Origin of the sequence: Guyparkeria halopsychrophila (assembly GCF_044582135.1) — a bacterium.
GTDB lineage: Bacteria > Pseudomonadota > Gammaproteobacteria > Halothiobacillales > Halothiobacillaceae > Guyparkeria.
On sequence record NZ_JBDODP010000001.1, the window covers coordinates 84,284 to 100,024 of the forward strand.

Genomic DNA, 15,741 nt, shown 5'->3' on the forward strand with positions numbered 1-15,741 from the left:
GAAACGCAGGGATGCCGACCAAGGGAACGACACGAGACCAGCACCGCCCCGACAACGCGGCAGCGAGCCCCGCACGGGGCTCCTCGCGGGTGTTGCCGATCGCCATCGGGCTGGCGGTGCTCGCCCACGTCGGCCTGCTGCTGCTCGAAGTCACCCGCCCGGAAGTAGAAAAGCGCCCCGTCATCGAAATCACCCTGGATGCCCCCCAGGCCGAACGCACCCTGGATGCCGGTCGAGAAGCCGATGCGCTCGAGCGGGAATTACCGGCCGACCCGATGCTCGCCGGCCAGCGCGGGCCGGACAGTCCCACCGACACCCTCAAGGAGGACGGTCAGGGCCCGCAGCAGGAAGGCGCCCAGGCGGCAAGCGACACGCCGCGACACGTGTCCACCCAGGACCAGATCGACCAACTCTACGAACAGGTCAACGCCGCCCTGCGCACCGGGTACGCCACCAGCCGCACCCAGGGCGGGCCGGCCGGGCGCTATCTCGCTCGCTGGAAGCGCCAGGTGGAGGCCTACGGCAACCGGCATTACCCCGATGCCCTGGTTCAGCAGAACCTCTCGGGCCAGGTGATACTCGAGGTAACCATCGGCAAGCGGGGCCATGTGCTCAACCTCGCCATTCGCCAGTCCTCGGGCCACCCGATCCTCGACAGCGCTGCGCGCAACCTCCTGCAGGCCGCCGCCCCCTACCCGGCGTTCCCCGAGGATCTGGCCGCCGGGTACGACCGACTGGTAATCACGCGCACCTGGGTGTTCACCAGTGACCGGCGCCTGCGCGACGAAGCAACAAGCCCTTGATTGGCCACCGACAACCCCTTTCTGCGGGCGTTGCGCTCACCGGAAACCACACCTATACTTGCCCGTCGCCCGTTCTCGGCCATGGACCGGAGGACGAGGCAGGCAGCGGCCCGGGCGCGATCCGCGTGATCGCACAACATCCCGGGCGGCCCCAATCGGGCCCGTTCCGCGAGTCGTCATTCGGCGCTTTCACATTCAATTTTGGCGTCTGCTCGGGCAGAGGTGGTGGATAAACATGGCAGTTGAACTCCCGAAAGGTTACAAACCCTCGGAAGACGAGGAATACATGAACCCGATGCAGCTGGAATACTTCCGGCAGAAGCTCATGACCTGGCGCGACCAGCTGATGACCGATTCGGACTCGACCATCAACCACTTGCGTGAGGAGAACTGGCAGGAGCCGGATATCAACGACCGCGCCACGCTGGAATCCGACGCCGCGCTGGAGCTGCGCACCCGCGACCGCTACCGCAAGCTGATCAACAAGATCGACAAGGCGCTCAAGCGCATCAACGACGGCGATTACGGCTTTTGCGAGGAGACCGGTGACGAGATCGGCCTCAAGCGCCTGGAGGCCCGTCCGATCGCCACCCTGACGATCGAGGCCCAGGAACGCCACGAGCGCCTTGAACGCGTCCAGCGCGATGATTGATGCGGGCCGCCGATTCGCGGCGGTTGCCTTGGCCGCCATGCTCGCCTTTGCGGCCTCGCCGGTGGCCGCCGACACCCAGGTGCGGCTGAATACCAGTCACGGCCCCATCCTGGTCGAGCTGTTCGACGAGAAGGCCCCCGCCACGGTCGACAACTTCCTCACCTATGTCCGTGACGGCTTCTACGAAGGCACGATCTTCCATCGGGTGATCCCGGGTTTCGTCGTTCAGGTTGGTGGCTTCACCGCCGAGTTCGAGCGCAAGGCCGTACGCGACCCGATCGAGAACGAGGCCGGCAACGGCCTGAAGAACCGCCGTGGCACGCTGTCGATGGCGCGCACCAACGACCCGCATTCGGCCACCTCGCAGTTCTTCATCAATCTCGCCGACAACGACTTTCTCGATCGTCAAGCCGGCAAGCCCGGCTACGCCGTGTTCGGCCGGGTGATCGAGGGGCTGGACAACGTCGAGGCGATCGCGGCCATCCCGACGGGTGCGGCCGGCCCGTTCCGTCAGGACGTGCCCCGCGAGACCGTGCGGATCGAATCGGCGGACATCGTCGAGCCGGCCGAATAATCGGCGTGCCAAGGCTCCCTCGATCCCGCCGCCAGAGCACGTCGACGGGCGCATGAATCACGAGCGCCCCCAGGTTCGTTTCGTCACCCGCCCCGAAGAGCTCGCCGCGCTGATCGAGGCCATGGGCGCGGCCAGTTACCTGCCGTTGGACACCGAGTTCGTCCGCGAACGCACCTACTTCCCCCAGCTTGCCCTGCTGCAGATCGCGACCACGGACACCGTCTGGCTGGTCGACCCGATCGCCGGGCTAGATCTCACCCCGTTCTGGCAGGCGCTCGTCTCGAGTGACACGCCGGTGGTTCTGCATGCCGGCGACCAGGACCTCGACCTCATCCTCACGGCCGCCGGGCGACTGCCTCCCCAAGTATTCGATACCCAGATCGCCGCCGAACTGCTCGGCATCGGCGGCCAGCTGAGTTACGCGGCACTTACCGAAGCGCTGCTCGGCATCCGCCTGGACAAGGGCGAGACGCGCAGTGACTGGCTCGCCCGCCCGTTGAGCGACACGCAGCTGAACTACGCCGTGCAGGATGTCGCCCAGCTCCACGCCCTCTTCCCGATACTCGAACAACGCCTGCGCGAGGCCGGGCGCCTCGACTGGATGGCCGAGGAGACGACCCGGCAGTGTGATCCGACCCGCTTCACCCCGCCCGACGACCAGCGCTGGCAAAAGATCCGGGGCGTCCAGGCCCTCAACCGCGCCGGATTGGCGGTACTGCAGGTCCTTGCGGGCTGGCGCGAACGACTGGCACGCGAACAGGACCGACCTCGCCGCTGGGTATGGGGCGATCAGGCGATGCTGGACCTGGCCCACGCCATCGCCCGACAGGCAGCCAAGGCCGACGCCCCGCCGGATGCGAAAACCATCAGCGACCAGATCGCTCGGACCCGTTCCCCGCTGGGTCGCGATACCGCCGCCCAGGATGCACTCGGCCAGGCGATCGCCACCGCACTGGCCGGCGCCCCCAACCAATGGCCGCACCTGCCACGCCCGCCGGCGCTGCCACCAGCCCAGCGCGAACTGGTAAAATCCCGCCAGGCGCAGCTGGCCGCCCTCGCCGAGGAGCACGCCATCAGCCCCTCGCGGCTGGCCACCAGCGCCGAACTCAGACAACAGCTGGCCAATCCGGATCGGCCATCAAGGCTCACGCAGGGCTGGCGCGACGCGCTGCTCGCCCCCATCCTGCAGGCACCCGACTGAACCACGACCCGGAGGACCTTCCGCAGATGACCGATAACGAGATCATCAAGCTGATCCAGGCCGAACTACCCGACGCCCGCGTACGCCCGGACGGCGAAGGCTGCAATTTCCGCATCGCCGTGACCAGCAGCGCCTTTGTCGGCAAATCCCTGCTGCAGCAGCACCAACTCCTCAATCGCATCCTCAAGCCGTCACTTGAGTCGGGCGAATTGCATGCCGTCACCTACGACACGCGAACCCCGGACAGCTGATCCGGCCCCGACTGACTCCCCCAAGTGAGTCAGCCCCAAGTGAATAAATTCATTACGCGAGGGAACCTCACATGGCCATCGATTCCAGCAACCGCGATCAGCTCGAGGCCGCCGCCTTCCGCCGACTGGTGGCGCACCTGCAGGACCGCACTGACGTGCAGAACATCGACCTGATGAATCTCGCCGGCTTTTGCCGCAACTGCCTGTCTCGCTGGCTGCGCGAGGAGGCCGAGAAGCAGGGTATCGACCTGGCGGAGGCCGAGGCGCGCGAACACGTCTACGGCATGCCCTACGAGGACTGGAAGGCCCGCTACCAGAAATAGGTTGGGCCCAATGAGAACGCCCGGACCAAGCACGGTCCGGGCGTTTTTGGTGACTCGACGTGCGGCGCGCTTACTTCAGGGCCGGCCACTCGCCATTGTCCAGCGCCTTGGCCGCGCGCTCGCGGTAGTAGCCGACATCGGCGTTCTGGAACGATCGGGTGTCATTGGCCGTGATCACGCGGAACCAGCCGGTGTAGATGGCCAACAGCTCATCGGCACTGTACCCGGAGACCTCGCGTGGATCGCTGCTCTGCTGGGCAAGCTCGCCCAGCTGCTCGTCGAGGAGCTCGTGCAGCCGCACGACAACCGCCGCCAGCGGATCGTCCCGGTGCTCGGGCGTGGTGCCGCCCAGCATGCGCGCGGCCGCCTCGACCGACTCGGGATGCGCCTCGAGCTTTGCGGCGACCGCATCGAGCATCGGGGCGGCCTTCTGCAGGGCGCGAGAGGCCGGCACCGGGAACCCGCGACCCTGCGTCGACTCCATCTGCATCTTGCCGATCCCCATGGCGGCCACCATGCCCGGCAGCCCAACCTCCTCGGCACGACGGATGGCCACGTCGAAACGATCCGGCGTCATGCCCATGCCGCTGCCGAGATACTTGAGGTAGGCGATACTCAAATTCTCGCGCTTGAGGTATAGCTGACTGCCGCGCCGGTAGGTCATCACCTCATCGACCGGCAGGCGCTGCTCGACCACCAGGTCCTCCGGGTCGTCGGAGACAATTTTGGCGCCGGACAGGGCCGTGCCGCCCGACGGGTGGCAGGTACCGCTCAGCGTCTTGCCCTTGCCGGTCTGGACCTTGTTGATTCGCAGGGTCAGGGTGCCGTCATCATGCACCTGTTCGACGAAGCCCTCGGCGTAGCCGTCGAGTTCGGGGTTGGGTTCGAACATGGGCACGAACACCTTCTCGCCCACCTCGAAGCCCGCGGCGGAAACCAGATTGGCGGACAGCAACAGCGTCGTGCCGACGGTGACAGCAGCCACACGGGCCACTCGGGCCACTCGGGCCACTCGGGCCATGTGTCGGGTGACCGGTTGGGTGATTCGTTCACGAACCCACCCACCGATAATGGCGGGCACGCTCAGACCAGTCGTCCGCCCCGCTGAAAGGGAGATCCACATTATCGTTACCTCGAAATACCTGTTTTCCAAGCGCGTAGGGCCGCCCCGGGTCACCGAGAGATCAGCGGCATCTTGCCGAGCTCATCCCGCATCGAACCCCGGGGTCATTGCATGAAGGCCAAGATACTCGAACGACTGATCGACGAGCATGGCCCCATCGAGGTGACCGAACAGGGCGGCGAGGTCGAACTGCATTTCGGCAACCAGACCGCGCAGTCGGCCTGGCGACCGGAGCAGCCGGAGCAGCTCTGCTTCGCCTATTACCGGGCCATGATGCTACCCGTCGCACTGCACCCGCGCCCCGCCCGAATCGGGCTATTGGGGTTTGGCGGCGGCGTTCTGGCGAAGTTTCTTCTCGAACATACCGAGTCTAGCATCCACGCCGTCGATCTGCGCCCCGCCCTCGGGCCCGTTGCGGCGCGCCATTTCGGACTCGACCTCGATCACCCTCGGTTAAAACTGCAGTTCGCCGATCTCAGCGCGCCTGACTGGGAGCCACCGGCGGCACTGGACCTGGTCCTGATCGACCTGTTCGACCGGGACGGCATGATCCACCTGCCGAATGAAACTGTCGCGCGGCTCGCCGAGGCAGTGGCCCCCGGTGGCATGATCTGCCTCAACCTGTGGCGCAACCACATGCCGGCGGTGGTCGAGGCCCACCGGCAACTCTCGGCGCATTTCCACCCGGATGCGCTGGTCGCCCACGTGCCCGACCGCCTCAACACCGTGATGACCTATCGGCGGGATGCCTGGTGCCCCGAGGACCTGGAGAACGGCTTGCGGCGACTCACCCGGGAAAGCCCGCCACTGCGACGCGCCCAGGGGCAGGCATGGCAATGGCTGCAACCGCTCCGCGGTCAGCGCCGGTAGCCGACCGCTGGCGGCCTGCCATGAACGCAACGAGAGGAATGACCCGGCCAACACTTGCTCGGGGATCAGACGAAGAAAGGCCCGCCATGGAAGGCGGGCCTTTCGGGATGTGGCGCAGCGGACGGGACTCGAACCCGCGACCCCCGGCGTGACAGGCCGGTATTCTAACCAACTGAACTACCGCTGCTTATAGAGATGATGGTGGGTGGTGAGAGGCTCGAACTCCCGACCTAAGCCTTGTAAGGGCTCCGCTCTACCAACTGAGCTAACCACCCGATGGAGCGGGAAACCGGATTCGAACCGGCGACCCCAACCTTGGCAAGGTTGTGCTCTACCAGCTGAGCTATTCCCGCGCATCTCTCGCGACCGATCGCTCGACCGCGTTTGCTAGAGCGCGCATTATACAAACCCGGATTCGTGACGCAACCCCTTGGGGACGCGGATGACGAAAAAAATTCAGCGGCTCACTCGCCGGACCAGCCATCTCGTTGATATCAGTCGACAAAGTCGCCCCCGACGGCATCGTGCTTGTGGCGAAACCGGTTTGCATCAACCCGGCAGGCGCTCCCCACCGCTGGATGGCGTACCCGCCCCTTCCCGGCCCGTGGGCCGATCGGCATCGGCGGACGGCTCATACAAGCCGATCAGGATCCAGCCCGGCCCCGGCCGCTGGCTCAGCTCATCACTCAACGGACGCAGGGCGCCGTTGGGGGTGATGCCGAACAGCAGCTCGCCGCGCCCCTCGTAATGGGCGAGGTATTCGCTGTAGCCAAAGCTCTCGGTCAGGCGGGTGCTGAACAGCTCGGCGCCGGCCTCCACCAGGCGGAACAGATGCCCCAGCGACACGTCCTCGCGGAACAGGCCACGGGCGTTGAACTGAGTGGTGATCCGCTGGTTGTCCGAACCGGCCACCTCCTGCGGGGTCTGCAGCACGAACACGTTCGACTGGCCGAACTCGTGGCGATAGCGCACCGCCGCGAGGTTGTTGACCTCCGATTGCGCGGACATGGCGAACATCTGACCGATGCCGACCAGGTCCAGCTTGCGGTCGGCCGCCTCGGAGACGGGGTTGCCGTAATAGGTTTCCAGCCCGTCCATGCGTGCCTGGCGGATCTCGCTGTAGTTGCCATCGGCCATCACCACCCGAAACCCATGTTTTTTCAGCACCTTGGCGATCTCGCGAGTGACACGATTCGCACCAACGATCAGCACGCCATGATCCTCGGGTAGCGCGATATCCAGGGCCCTGGCCAGCGGACGGGCGGTCAACGAGGCCAGCACCACGGTGCCGACGATGATGATGAAGGTCAGTGGCACGATCACCTCGGCGCCCTCGAGCCCCTGCTCGACCAGCTTGAGCGCGAACAGACCCGACACGGCCGCGGCGACGATACCCCGCGGCCCGATCCAGGCAATCATGGTTTTCTCGCGCCAGTTCAGCCCGCTGCCGATCGCCGACAACCAGACCTTCAAGGGCTGGGCGACAAACACAATCGCCGCGAGCACCAGCAGCGCCCCGAAGCCCACCTGGCTCAGGGTGGCCGGATCGATACGGGCCGCGAGCAGGATGAACAACCCGGAGATGAACAGGATGCTCAGGGTTTCCTTGAAGTGCAGGATGTCGTCGAGCGGCACACCGCGCATGTTGGCCAGCCAGATACCCATCACGGTCACCGCCAGCAAGCCGGATTCCTCAGCGAGTACGTTGGAGGCGGTGAAAACGGCCAGCACTGCGGCCAGCACCGTCACGTTGATCAGGTAGTCCGGCAGGGCATGGCGCACCAGCACCTGGCCGAGCAACCAGCCGCCGGCGACCCCCAGCACGATACCCAGCCCGACCAGCTCGAGGAACGGCAGCACCACGCCCTCGAGCCCCGCCGCCCCAGTCTGCGACTGGGTGACGATGAACTCGTAGACAAGCACGGCCAGCAGGGCACCGATCGGATCGATGATGATCGCCTCCCAGCGCAGGATCTTGCTGACCCGCGGGGTGGGGCGGACGATGCGCAGCAGGGGCGCGATCACCGTCGGGCCCGTCACGACCACCAGCGCCCCGAACAGGAAGGCGATCGGCCAGTCCAGTCCGACAAACCAGTGCGCCGCGGTAGCCGCCACCCCCCAGGAAATTACCGCCCCCAGCGAGACCATGCGGACGATGGTCGACGAGACCCCCTGTATCTCCCGAAAGCGCAGGGTCAGGCTGCCTTCGAACAGGATCACGCCGACGGCGAGCGACACGATCGGGAAGAGCAGGTCACCGAACAGCTCGTCGGGGTTGAGCAGGCCAAAGGCCGGTCCGAGCGTGATGCCGATCAGCAACAGGAACAGGATCGCCGGCACCTTCACTCGCCAGGCGAGCCACTGAGCGGCGATACCCAGCACCACGATGGCGGTCAGGGAAAGAAGAATCGTGTCGTGCATCAAGAGGCTCGTTGGGGATCAGCGGGCATGATAGACGGTTATCGCCCGCGCCGGCGAATCCGGCGTCGGTGATCGCGAGCGCCGGTCCGACATCCCCCTTTCCCGCCAGCCATCCTCGCAACCGCCCGTAGGCGCGCCCGGCACCGGCACAAAAAAACCCGGGGCGGCCCCGGGTTGATCACAATGACATCGATCCGTGGCGCCCCGGTCGGGACGCCCGGTCGACGCGGCTGGCTTACGGATGAATGTAGGCCCAACCTTCCATCTGCTGATCGGCGAGGTAGGCAACGCCTGACGGCACGATGTCCGATTCGTCGGTGTAGTAGAGATCGCTCACCTCGAGGCCCTTGCCGCGCAGGGTGTTCGCACAGACCTTGAAATCAACACCGTTGGCCTTGAGGTTGTCGATGGCCGCGGCGAGCTGCGGATCCTGGCGTGCCTCGGTCATCATCTTGATGCCGCCACCATGTACCACGATCTCGATCGCGGTCTCCGGACCAGAGGGCGAATTGACGTGGTTGGTCGCGTTGCGCAGCCCCGCCTTGATGGTGTTCATGTCGGACTTGTTGAAGTGATAGACCACTTGCTTGGTCTTCTCGGTATCGGCCGCCAGGGCCACATTGGATTGCAGCATCAGCGGGGCGGCGAGGACCAGTGCCAGCATCGCGAACAGTTTCTTCATAAGTCTTTCTCCTCAACGGGTTTGAAACAACGCGATCAGCGTATGCCCGCAATGCCCGAGTACGGAAGTCGAATATTTTTATTCCGTGAGCACATCCATGAATCAAAGCAGTTGCGAATATTCGCAACTCGTTTCTTAAGAAAACAGACAGATACGGACCACCACATCCAAACTGCCCGCCCCGGAAAGGAAAAGGCCCGTCGCGGGACGGGCCTTTAGAGACAGGAGAAGAATGCCGGCTCAGGCGTCGTTGTTGCCCTGAGTGACGATGCCCCGGCTGCGCGAGAAGTCCAGCATGCGCTGGATCGATTCGACCGCCTTGGCCCGAATCGCGGGGTCGACCGTGATCTCGTGGTCCTGCGGGTGCTTGAGCGCATCACGCACGCTCACCAGGCCGTTCATGGCCATCCACGGGCAGTGCGCGCAGGAGACGCAGGTCGCCGAGCGTCCGCCGGTGGGCGCCTCGATCAGCGTCTTGCCCGGCGCGGCCTCGGCCATCTTGTGGAAGATGCCGCGGTCGGTGGCCACGATCAGGGTCTCGTTGGGCAGTTCGGTCGCCGCCTTGATCAGTTGCGAGGTCGAACCGACCCGATCGGCCATGTCGACCACCGCCTCGGGCGATTCCGGGTGGACCAGGATGGCGGCCTCCGGGTGCTTTTCCTTGAGCTCGGCCAGCGCGTCGGCACGGAATTCGTCGTGGACCACGCAGGAGCCTTCCCACAACAGCATGTCCGCGCCGGTCTTGTCGCGGATGTAGCGCCCCAGGTGTTTGTCCGGCGCCCACAGGATCTTCTCGCCACGCTCTTTCAGGTGCGTGACGATCTCCAGGGCGTTCGAGCTGGTCACTACCCAGTCGGCACGCGCCTTCACCTCGGCCGAGGTGTTGGCGTAGACCACCACCGTGCGGTCGGGATGCGCATCACAGAACGCGGTGAACTCCTCGGGGGGGCAGCCCAGATCCAGCGAGCACTCGGCGTGCAGCTCGGGCATCAGCACGCGCTTTTCGGGACTCAGGATCTTGGCCGTCTCGCCCATGAAGCGCACCCCGCAAACCACCAGCGTCTGCGCCTCGTGCTCTGCGCCGAACGCGGCCATGTCGAGCGAGTCGGACACCCGGCCACCGGTCTCGTCGGCCAGGATCTGCAGGTCCTCGTCGACGTAGTAGTGGACCACCAGCACGGCGTTCTGCTCGGCCAGCAGTTCCTTGATCTCGGCACGCAGGGTCTCGCGTTCCTCGGCGGTCACTGCTGCTGCCGGCTTGGAGGCTAGCGCGATGCGGGCGATCTCGGGCTCGAGGGCGACGGGTATCTCGCGCGCGGCGCGATCGGATTGGGCATTCGCGGTCATACGGCCTCCCGGGAAGGACGGCACACCGGGGAGACCCGGCGGCCAAAGAAAAAGGCGGTGTCGCCCATGAGTATGGACGACACCGCCGATTGCAAGCGCGATGGGATCAGCCCTTGTCTTCCTTGTTTTCCTTGGGCGGCAGACGCACGCGAATCGACAGGTCGCGCAGGGCGGCCGGGTCGATCTCGCCCGGGGCGTCGGTCAGCAGGCAGGCCGCCGACTGGGTCTTGGGGAAGGCGATCACGTCGCGGATGGAGGTCGCCCCGCTCATCAGCATGACGATGCGGTCGAGACCGAAGGCCACGCCGGCCATCGGCGGCGCGCCGTACTTGAGGGCATCGAGCAGGAAGCCGAACTTGTCCTGCGCCTCGGCCTCGTCGATGCCGAGCTGCGCGAACACCCGCTGCTGCAGCGCCGGGTCGTGGATACGCACCGAGCCGCCGCCCAGCTCGTAGCCGTTGAGCACGAAATCGTAGGCCCGCGAGCGGACGTTCTCCGGGTCGGACTCGAGCTTGTCGATATCGTCCGGGTGCGGTGCGGTGAATGGGTGGTGCAAGGCGTAGTTGCGGCCGTCCTTCTCGTCGAACTCGAACATCGGGAAGTCGACCACCCAAAGCGCCTTGTAGCCGTGCTCGACCATCTCGAGGTCGTGGCCGAGGCGCACCCGCAGCGCGCCCAGTGCCTCGTTGACGATCTTGGTCTTGTCGGCGCCGAAGAAGATCAGGTCGCCGTCGGCCGCGCCGGTGCGCTCCATGATGCCGGCGATCGCCTCGTCGGTGAGGAACTTCAGGATCGGAGACTGCAGACCCTCGCGCCCGGCGGCCGCGTCGTTGACCTTGATGTAGGCCAGGCCCTTGGCGCCAAAGATCGAGACATACTTGGTGTAGTCGTCGATCTGGCTGCGCGGCATCTTGCCGCCAGCAGGCACGTGCAGTGCGGCGACACGGCCGCGCGGGTCTTTGGCCGGGCCGGAGAAGACCTTGAAGTCGACGTCCTTGACCAGATCGGCCACGTCGACCAGTTCCAGCGGGATGCGCAGGTCCGGCTTGTCCGAGCCGAAACGACGCATGGCCTCGTGCCAGGTCAGCCGCGGCAGCGGGTCCGGCAGGGCCACCTCAACCGCCTCGATGAACAGGTGACGCATCATATCCTCGATCAGGTCCATGACGGTATCCTCGTCGGCGAAGCTCATCTCCAGGTCGAGCTGGGTGAACTCCGGCTGACGATCGGCACGCAGATCCTCGTCGCGGAAGCATTTGACGATCTGGTAGTAGCGTTCAACACCCGAGACCATCAGTAGCTGCTTGAACAGCTGCGGCGACTGCGGCAGGGCGAAGAATTCGCCCGGATGGGTACGCGAGGGCACCAGGTAGTCGCGCGCGCCTTCCGGGGTAGCCTTGGTGAGCACCGGGGTCTCCACGTCAATGAAGCCGGCCTCGTCGAGGTAACGGCGCATGGCGCTGGTCACGCGGTGACGCAGGCGCAGGCGATCGAGCATTTCCGGGCGACGCAGGTCGAGGTAGCGGTAGCGCAGCCGCACGTCCTCGGAAACCCGCTCGTCGTCGAGCTGGAACGGCAGCGGCTCGGCGCGGTTGAGCACGGTCAGGGTGAGACCAAGCACCTCGATCTGGCCCGAGCGGATATTGGCGTTTTCGGTGCCCTCGGGGCGGTTGCGTACCCGGCCGCGCACCTGGATGACGAACTCGTTGCGCAACATCTCGGCGAGGCCGAACATGTCCGGGTCGTCCGGATCGAAGACCACCTGCACCAGACCATCCCGGTCGCGAAGGTCGACGAAGATCACGCCGCCGTGGTCACGGCGCCGGTTGACCCAGCCGACCAGCTCGATTTCCTGGTCGAGTAGCGCCTGGTCGACTTGTCCGCAGGTATGTGTCCGCATCGGCATCGTCATCAAATCCGTCTTGGTGAAAGCCCGCTATGGTAGCCCGAGCGCGTTGATTTTTCGAGCGCTCGCGGCCGGCTCAACCCTCGTCGCGCGAATCCGTCCGGCCAAGGTACGGTTCAGGTGGCGCGGTATCGAGCACACGCCCCTTGGCATCGCGACGCGGCGGCAGAACCACGCCCAACGACACCACCATGCGAAAGCCCTCCTCGACGGTCATGTTCAGCTCGACCAACTCCGAGCGGGGCACCATGACCACGAACCCGGAGGTGGGGTTGGGCGCGGTAGGCACGAACAACGTCACTAGGTGAGCCTCGATACGATCCTGCACCTCGCCGATCGGCTCACCGGAGACGAATGCGATCGACCAGGCATTACGGCGCGGGTATTCGACCAGCACTACCTCGCGAAACGAGCGTGAGTCCTGCGAGACGAAGGTCTCGACCACCTGCTTGACCGCCGAGTAGATGTTGCGCACCAACGGAATACGGTTGAGCAGTCGCTCCCAGGCGTGGATCAGGCTGCGCCCCAGTATGTTGGCCACCAGCGCCCCGGTGAGCAGCACAATCACCACGGCGAAGAACGCTCCCATCCCCGGAAGCTCGAAGCCGATCAGGGCTTCCGGGCGGTACGCCGGGGGCAGCAGCACGATGCTCTTGTCCATGAAGGAGATCAGGGCGTTGACCACCCAGAAGGTGACCGCCAGCGGCGCCCAGACCAGAATGCCGGCGATCAACCAGCGGCGCAGGGTGGCAAAGCGCCTGACCTTGCCCGGCTTGTCGTCCTCCGGCATGGGCGGTTGCTCGCTCATGCCCCCCCCGCGGGGAGCAACGGTCGCAGCCACGAGGCGATGGCCGCCAGCAATGCCAGGGCGGCCAGCAATGTGAACAGCTGGCGCAGCCGCTGATACGACCAACCCACTGGCAGATTATCCAGCCAGTGGCGATCGATCTGCCAGGAAACCACCAGCAGCAAGAACAGCAACGAGAGCGACAACACCGCCCAGGGCAACATCGCCGCCACCCAGGCCGCCAGCACCAGCAGCGCCCCCCAGGCCAAGCGATGACGCGCGTCGCCGACCAGCAGGGCGCGCTCGGCCGGCGTGGTCGCCAGGACCACGCCCCAGTGAATCGCGCCCAGAAAGCCGAGCATGACCGCCGCGTAGGCGGACAGGGCATCGAGCGCATGGGCCGACCAGCCGGGGCTGCCCAGCCACGCCAGCACCGCGAGCCCCCAGAACGGCAGCAGCAGAGCAAACGCGAGCAGGTAGGCGGTGGTACGCATTCCGATCTCCTTGGCCCCCAGGGCCGTGCTTACGCCGGGCGGCGCGATGAACCTGATGTCATTCTAGGCCAAGGCCTCGCCGTAGCAATCATCCAGACCGGACAGTCGTCCAGAAACGACATCGCCCGGGAAGACCCGGGCGATGGTTGGCGATCAGGCGTGATCGGCATCAGCCGGTGTTGAACTTGCTCACCTGCCGCGAGAGTTCATGGGCATAGCGCGCCACCGATTCGCCCGCATCGGCGGTTTCCTGAGCGGCCTGGGCGTTGTCGCTGGTCGTCTCGCTCATGTGCTCGATGCTGGTCTTCATCTCGCCGGACACCGCGGTCTGCTCTTCGGCCGCCGCCGCGATGCGCGTGCTCATGTCCTCGAGTCGCTCGAAGGCCGAGGCGATCTCGTTGAGCATGCGATCGGCCTGGGTGACCGCCTCGAGGCTCTTGTTGCTCACCTCGCGGCCGCTGGTCATCGCCTCGACCGCCTCGCCGGCCCCCTCGCGCAGTCGGGCAATGATGTCGGTGATCTCGCGGGTCGAATCCTGGGTGCGGTTGGCCAGCGAGCGCACTTCCTCGGCAACCACCGCAAAGCCGCGACCCTGCTCACCGGCACGCGCCGCCTCGATGGCCGCGTTCAATGCCAGCAGGTTGGTCTGCTCGGCGATCGAGCCGATGACATCCAGCACCTTGCCGATCGACTGCGACTGCTCGGAGAGATTGGCGACGATGCCCTCGGCGCGGGTGAGCACCTCGTCGAGTTCCTCGGCGTTGCGCGCGCTGCCGTTGACCTGCCCCAGACCGTCATGCAGCTGGCGATTGGCCTGCTGGACGGCCGAACTGGCCTCCTCGGCACCGCGGGCCACCTCTTCGGCCGCCTCCAGGGTCTGGCCCATGCCGGTCATCAGGGAGTCGATGGCCGCCTCTTCGCGCTTGGCCCCTTCCCGACCGCGCCGCGAGGCACGCTCGAGGCTTTCGGAGGCATCCGACATGGCCGACGACGAGCGAGCCACCTCGCGCACCAGGTTCTGCGCGGTGTCGGCGAAGGTATTGAAGGCCGCACCCACCTGGGCGATCTCGTCGTTGCCCTCGGCCGGCAGCCGCTGGGTCAGGTCACCATCCCCTTCGGCGATGTCGCGCATGCGGCCGGCGATGTGCTGCAACGGCCGGGAAATGGTCAGCACCGACAACCAGGCCAGCAGGCCGACCACGAGCATCCCCGCGACCACCGAGCCGATCTGCCAGTTGCTGGTCGACTCCAGCGCCGCCATCAGGCTCTTGGAGCGCTCGGCGATCTCGCCCCGCTCGCGCTCGACGATCGACTCGACGCTTCCCTCGATCTCCTTGAACACCGGCGTCAATTCGGTCCGGACCAGGTAGGCATCCATGCGCCATTTCTCGGAGGCATGGATGTCGAAGGCGCGGTTGGCCGCCTCGATGAACTGCGGCAATTTCTCGTTGAGCTGCTCGACGCCGTCGAGCTGCTCGAAGGTGAGCAGATAGTCGTACTCGTCGGCGATCTTCTGCGAGCGCTCGAGGGCCTGGTTGGCGTAGAGGTTGAAGTTCTCGCGCAGGGCCGGGGAGCGGAAGGAGATAAAGCCGCGCAGGCCGGCTACCACATTGCCCCAGTCACTTTGCAGACGCGCCAGATCCATCACCAGCCGGCGACGGGAGTAGCGACTGGCATCGGCGTTCTCCTCGGCGTTGAGCAGTTGGCCGAGCAGGCCCGAGATCTCGCGCTGCAACGGGTTGGCATGCACGTTGGCGTACTGCATGCCCGGGTTGTTGGCCGCCTCGTCGCCGGAAATGGCGATGATCTTTTCGGCAGTCGCGGTGAATCGGTCAAGCTGCTCGTCGAGCTTGCCGCCGGCGTTGTCGCGGTAGCGTGCCAGCTCGGTCCGCGCCGCCTCGACCTTTTCCAGCGCATCGCGGAAACGGGCCAGGTCCTCGTCACGCTGGCTCTGCAGGTAAAAACCCAGCGCACCGACCCCCCGCTCGACCTGGATGCGGATCGTGTCGGCGGCAAAGGCCGCGGGCTGACCGCGCTCGACCACTTCCTCGACTTCGTGGGCCACCTTGCTCATGTTCACCATGGTGAGCACGGCAATCGCGACCATCAGCGCCAGTATCAGCGCGAACCCGAGCAGGTTCTTCTGCGACAAACTAAAACGATTCAACCAACCTAGCATCTGCTCCTCCTGCCCTCATTCCTATATCAGGACGGGCTGATTCCCGCGCGATTATTGTGGGTAAGCATTGTTATCGACCCGCGCGACAAAAACTTGATGCCTCACACGTCTTTTTCGCGCCCCCGCTG

Annotated in this window: 15 protein-coding genes and 3 tRNA genes; 7 read left to right on the forward strand and 11 right to left on the reverse strand. The window is 65.6% G+C overall.

The window, feature by feature from the left end:
- Positions 1 to 11: 11 nt before the first annotated feature.
- The 6 genes from ABGV18_RS00375 (at position 12) to ABGV18_RS00400 (ending at position 3,804) form a co-directional block, all read left to right on the forward strand.
- The gene (locus ABGV18_RS00375; protein WP_396584345.1) at positions 12 to 803 is read left to right on the forward strand and encodes a TonB family protein; all 792 of its coding nucleotides are present in this window, start codon (positions 12 to 14) and stop codon (positions 801 to 803) included.
- Between the two features lie 235 nt (positions 804 to 1,038).
- Positions 1,039 to 1,455: an RNA polymerase-binding protein DksA gene (gene dksA / locus ABGV18_RS00380; protein ID WP_396584346.1), complete on the forward strand. Its 417-nt coding sequence runs from the start codon at positions 1,039 to 1,041 to the stop codon at positions 1,453 to 1,455.
- Between the two features lie 37 nt (positions 1,456 to 1,492).
- Positions 1,493 to 2,029 carry a peptidylprolyl isomerase gene (locus ABGV18_RS00385; RefSeq protein WP_396584434.1) on the forward strand — a complete coding sequence of 179 codons (537 nt, stop codon included), beginning with the start codon at positions 1,493 to 1,495 and terminating at the stop codon, positions 2,027 to 2,029.
- A gap of 52 nt (positions 2,030 to 2,081) precedes the next feature.
- Complete coding sequence (locus ABGV18_RS00390) at positions 2,082 to 3,230, forward strand: HRDC domain-containing protein (RefSeq protein WP_396584347.1); 1,149 nt, start codon at positions 2,082 to 2,084, stop codon at positions 3,228 to 3,230.
- A gap of 26 nt (positions 3,231 to 3,256) precedes the next feature.
- Positions 3,257 to 3,481, forward strand: a complete 225-nt coding sequence (locus ABGV18_RS00395; RefSeq protein ID WP_396584348.1) for a BolA/IbaG family iron-sulfur metabolism protein — start codon at positions 3,257 to 3,259, stop codon at positions 3,479 to 3,481.
- A 77-nt stretch (positions 3,482 to 3,558) separates the two neighbouring features.
- Entirely contained in the window at positions 3,559 to 3,804 is a 246-nt protein-coding gene (locus ABGV18_RS00400; protein ID WP_396584435.1) for a DUF1244 domain-containing protein, read from the forward strand.
- A 70-nt stretch (positions 3,805 to 3,874) separates the two neighbouring features.
- Here ABGV18_RS00400 and ABGV18_RS00405 read toward each other — a convergent pair whose 3' ends face one another.
- Positions 3,875 to 4,789: a hypothetical protein gene (locus ABGV18_RS00405; protein WP_396584349.1), complete on the reverse strand. Its 915-nt coding sequence runs from the start codon at positions 4,787 to 4,789 to the stop codon at positions 3,875 to 3,877.
- A 249-nt stretch (positions 4,790 to 5,038) separates the two neighbouring features.
- On the opposite strand from ABGV18_RS00405, the gene ABGV18_RS00410 reads away from it, so the two are divergent.
- Entirely contained in the window at positions 5,039 to 5,797 is a 759-nt protein-coding gene (locus ABGV18_RS00410; RefSeq protein WP_396584350.1) for a hypothetical protein, read from the forward strand.
- Between the two features lie 110 nt (positions 5,798 to 5,907).
- Here the strand turns inward: ABGV18_RS00410 and ABGV18_RS00415 are convergent.
- The 10 genes from ABGV18_RS00415 to ABGV18_RS00460 form a co-directional block, all read right to left on the reverse strand.
- Positions 5,908 to 5,984, reverse strand: a tRNA-Asp gene (locus tag ABGV18_RS00415).
- A 12-nt stretch (positions 5,985 to 5,996) separates the two neighbouring features.
- Positions 5,997 to 6,072, reverse strand: a tRNA-Val gene (locus tag ABGV18_RS00420).
- A 2-nt stretch (positions 6,073 to 6,074) separates the two neighbouring features.
- Positions 6,075 to 6,150 (reverse strand) — tRNA-Gly (locus ABGV18_RS00425).
- Positions 6,151 to 6,346: 196 nt separating this feature from the next.
- Entirely contained in the window at positions 6,347 to 8,218 is a 1,872-nt protein-coding gene (locus ABGV18_RS00430; RefSeq protein WP_396580432.1) for a cation:proton antiporter, read from the reverse strand.
- A 235-nt stretch (positions 8,219 to 8,453) separates the two neighbouring features.
- Positions 8,454 to 8,900, reverse strand: a complete 447-nt coding sequence (locus ABGV18_RS00435; RefSeq protein ID WP_396580434.1) for a DsrE family protein — start codon at positions 8,898 to 8,900, stop codon at positions 8,454 to 8,456.
- Positions 8,901 to 9,140: 240 nt separating this feature from the next.
- On the reverse strand, positions 9,141 to 10,247 hold the full coding sequence (gene nadA / locus ABGV18_RS00440) for a quinolinate synthase NadA (RefSeq protein WP_396580436.1): 1,107 nt from the start codon (positions 10,245 to 10,247) through the stop codon (positions 9,141 to 9,143).
- Between the two features lie 106 nt (positions 10,248 to 10,353).
- Complete coding sequence (gene aspS / locus ABGV18_RS00445) at positions 10,354 to 12,147, reverse strand: aspartate--tRNA ligase (protein ID WP_396584436.1); 1,794 nt, start codon at positions 12,145 to 12,147, stop codon at positions 10,354 to 10,356.
- Positions 12,148 to 12,229: 82 nt separating this feature from the next.
- Positions 12,230 to 12,961, reverse strand: coding sequence for a DUF502 domain-containing protein (locus ABGV18_RS00450; RefSeq protein WP_396580438.1), 732 nt, complete (start codon positions 12,959 to 12,961; stop codon positions 12,230 to 12,232).
- Positions 12,958 to 13,434: a DUF3429 domain-containing protein gene (locus tag ABGV18_RS00455; RefSeq protein WP_396580439.1), complete on the reverse strand. Its 477-nt coding sequence runs from the start codon at positions 13,432 to 13,434 to the stop codon at positions 12,958 to 12,960. The genes ABGV18_RS00450 and ABGV18_RS00455 overlap by 4 nt, the downstream gene beginning before the upstream one ends.
- 169 nt (positions 13,435 to 13,603) lie before the next feature.
- On the reverse strand, positions 13,604 to 15,613 hold the full coding sequence (locus tag ABGV18_RS00460; protein ID WP_396580441.1) for a methyl-accepting chemotaxis protein: 2,010 nt from the start codon (positions 15,611 to 15,613) through the stop codon (positions 13,604 to 13,606).
- Positions 15,614 to 15,741: the final 128 nt, after the last annotated feature.

Bases quoted from the DNA above. Each gene is read 5' to 3' on its own strand.
- ABGV18_RS00375 (WP_396584345.1), top strand. From the start codon at position 12: ATGCCGACCAAGGGAACGACACGAGACCAGCACCGCCCCGACAACGCG.
- dksA (WP_396584346.1), top strand. From the start codon at position 1,039: ATGGCAGTTGAACTCCCGAAAGGTTACAAACCCTCGGAAGACGAGGAA.
- ABGV18_RS00385 (WP_396584434.1), top strand. From the start codon at position 1,493: ATGCTCGCCTTTGCGGCCTCGCCGGTGGCCGCCGACACCCAGGTGCGG.
- ABGV18_RS00390 (WP_396584347.1), top strand. From the start codon at position 2,082: ATGAATCACGAGCGCCCCCAGGTTCGTTTCGTCACCCGCCCCGAAGAG.
- ABGV18_RS00395 (WP_396584348.1), top strand. From the start codon at position 3,257: ATGACCGATAACGAGATCATCAAGCTGATCCAGGCCGAACTACCCGAC.
- ABGV18_RS00410 (WP_396584350.1), top strand. From the start codon at position 5,039: ATGAAGGCCAAGATACTCGAACGACTGATCGACGAGCATGGCCCCATC.
- ABGV18_RS00430 (WP_396580432.1), bottom strand. From the start codon at position 8,218: ATGCACGACACGATTCTTCTTTCCCTGACCGCCATCGTGGTGCTGGGT.
- ABGV18_RS00435 (WP_396580434.1), bottom strand. From the start codon at position 8,900: ATGAAGAAACTGTTCGCGATGCTGGCACTGGTCCTCGCCGCCCCGCTG.
- nadA (WP_396580436.1), bottom strand. From the start codon at position 10,247: ATGACCGCGAATGCCCAATCCGATCGCGCCGCGCGCGAGATACCCGTC.
- aspS (WP_396584436.1), bottom strand. From the start codon at position 12,147: ATGCGGACACATACCTGCGGACAAGTCGACCAGGCGCTACTCGACCAG.
- ABGV18_RS00450 (WP_396580438.1), bottom strand. From the start codon at position 12,961: ATGAGCGAGCAACCGCCCATGCCGGAGGACGACAAGCCGGGCAAGGTC.
- ABGV18_RS00455 (WP_396580439.1), bottom strand. From the start codon at position 13,434: ATGCGTACCACCGCCTACCTGCTCGCGTTTGCTCTGCTGCTGCCGTTC.
- ABGV18_RS00460 (WP_396580441.1), bottom strand. From the start codon at position 15,613: ATGCTAGGTTGGTTGAATCGTTTTAGTTTGTCGCAGAAGAACCTGCTC.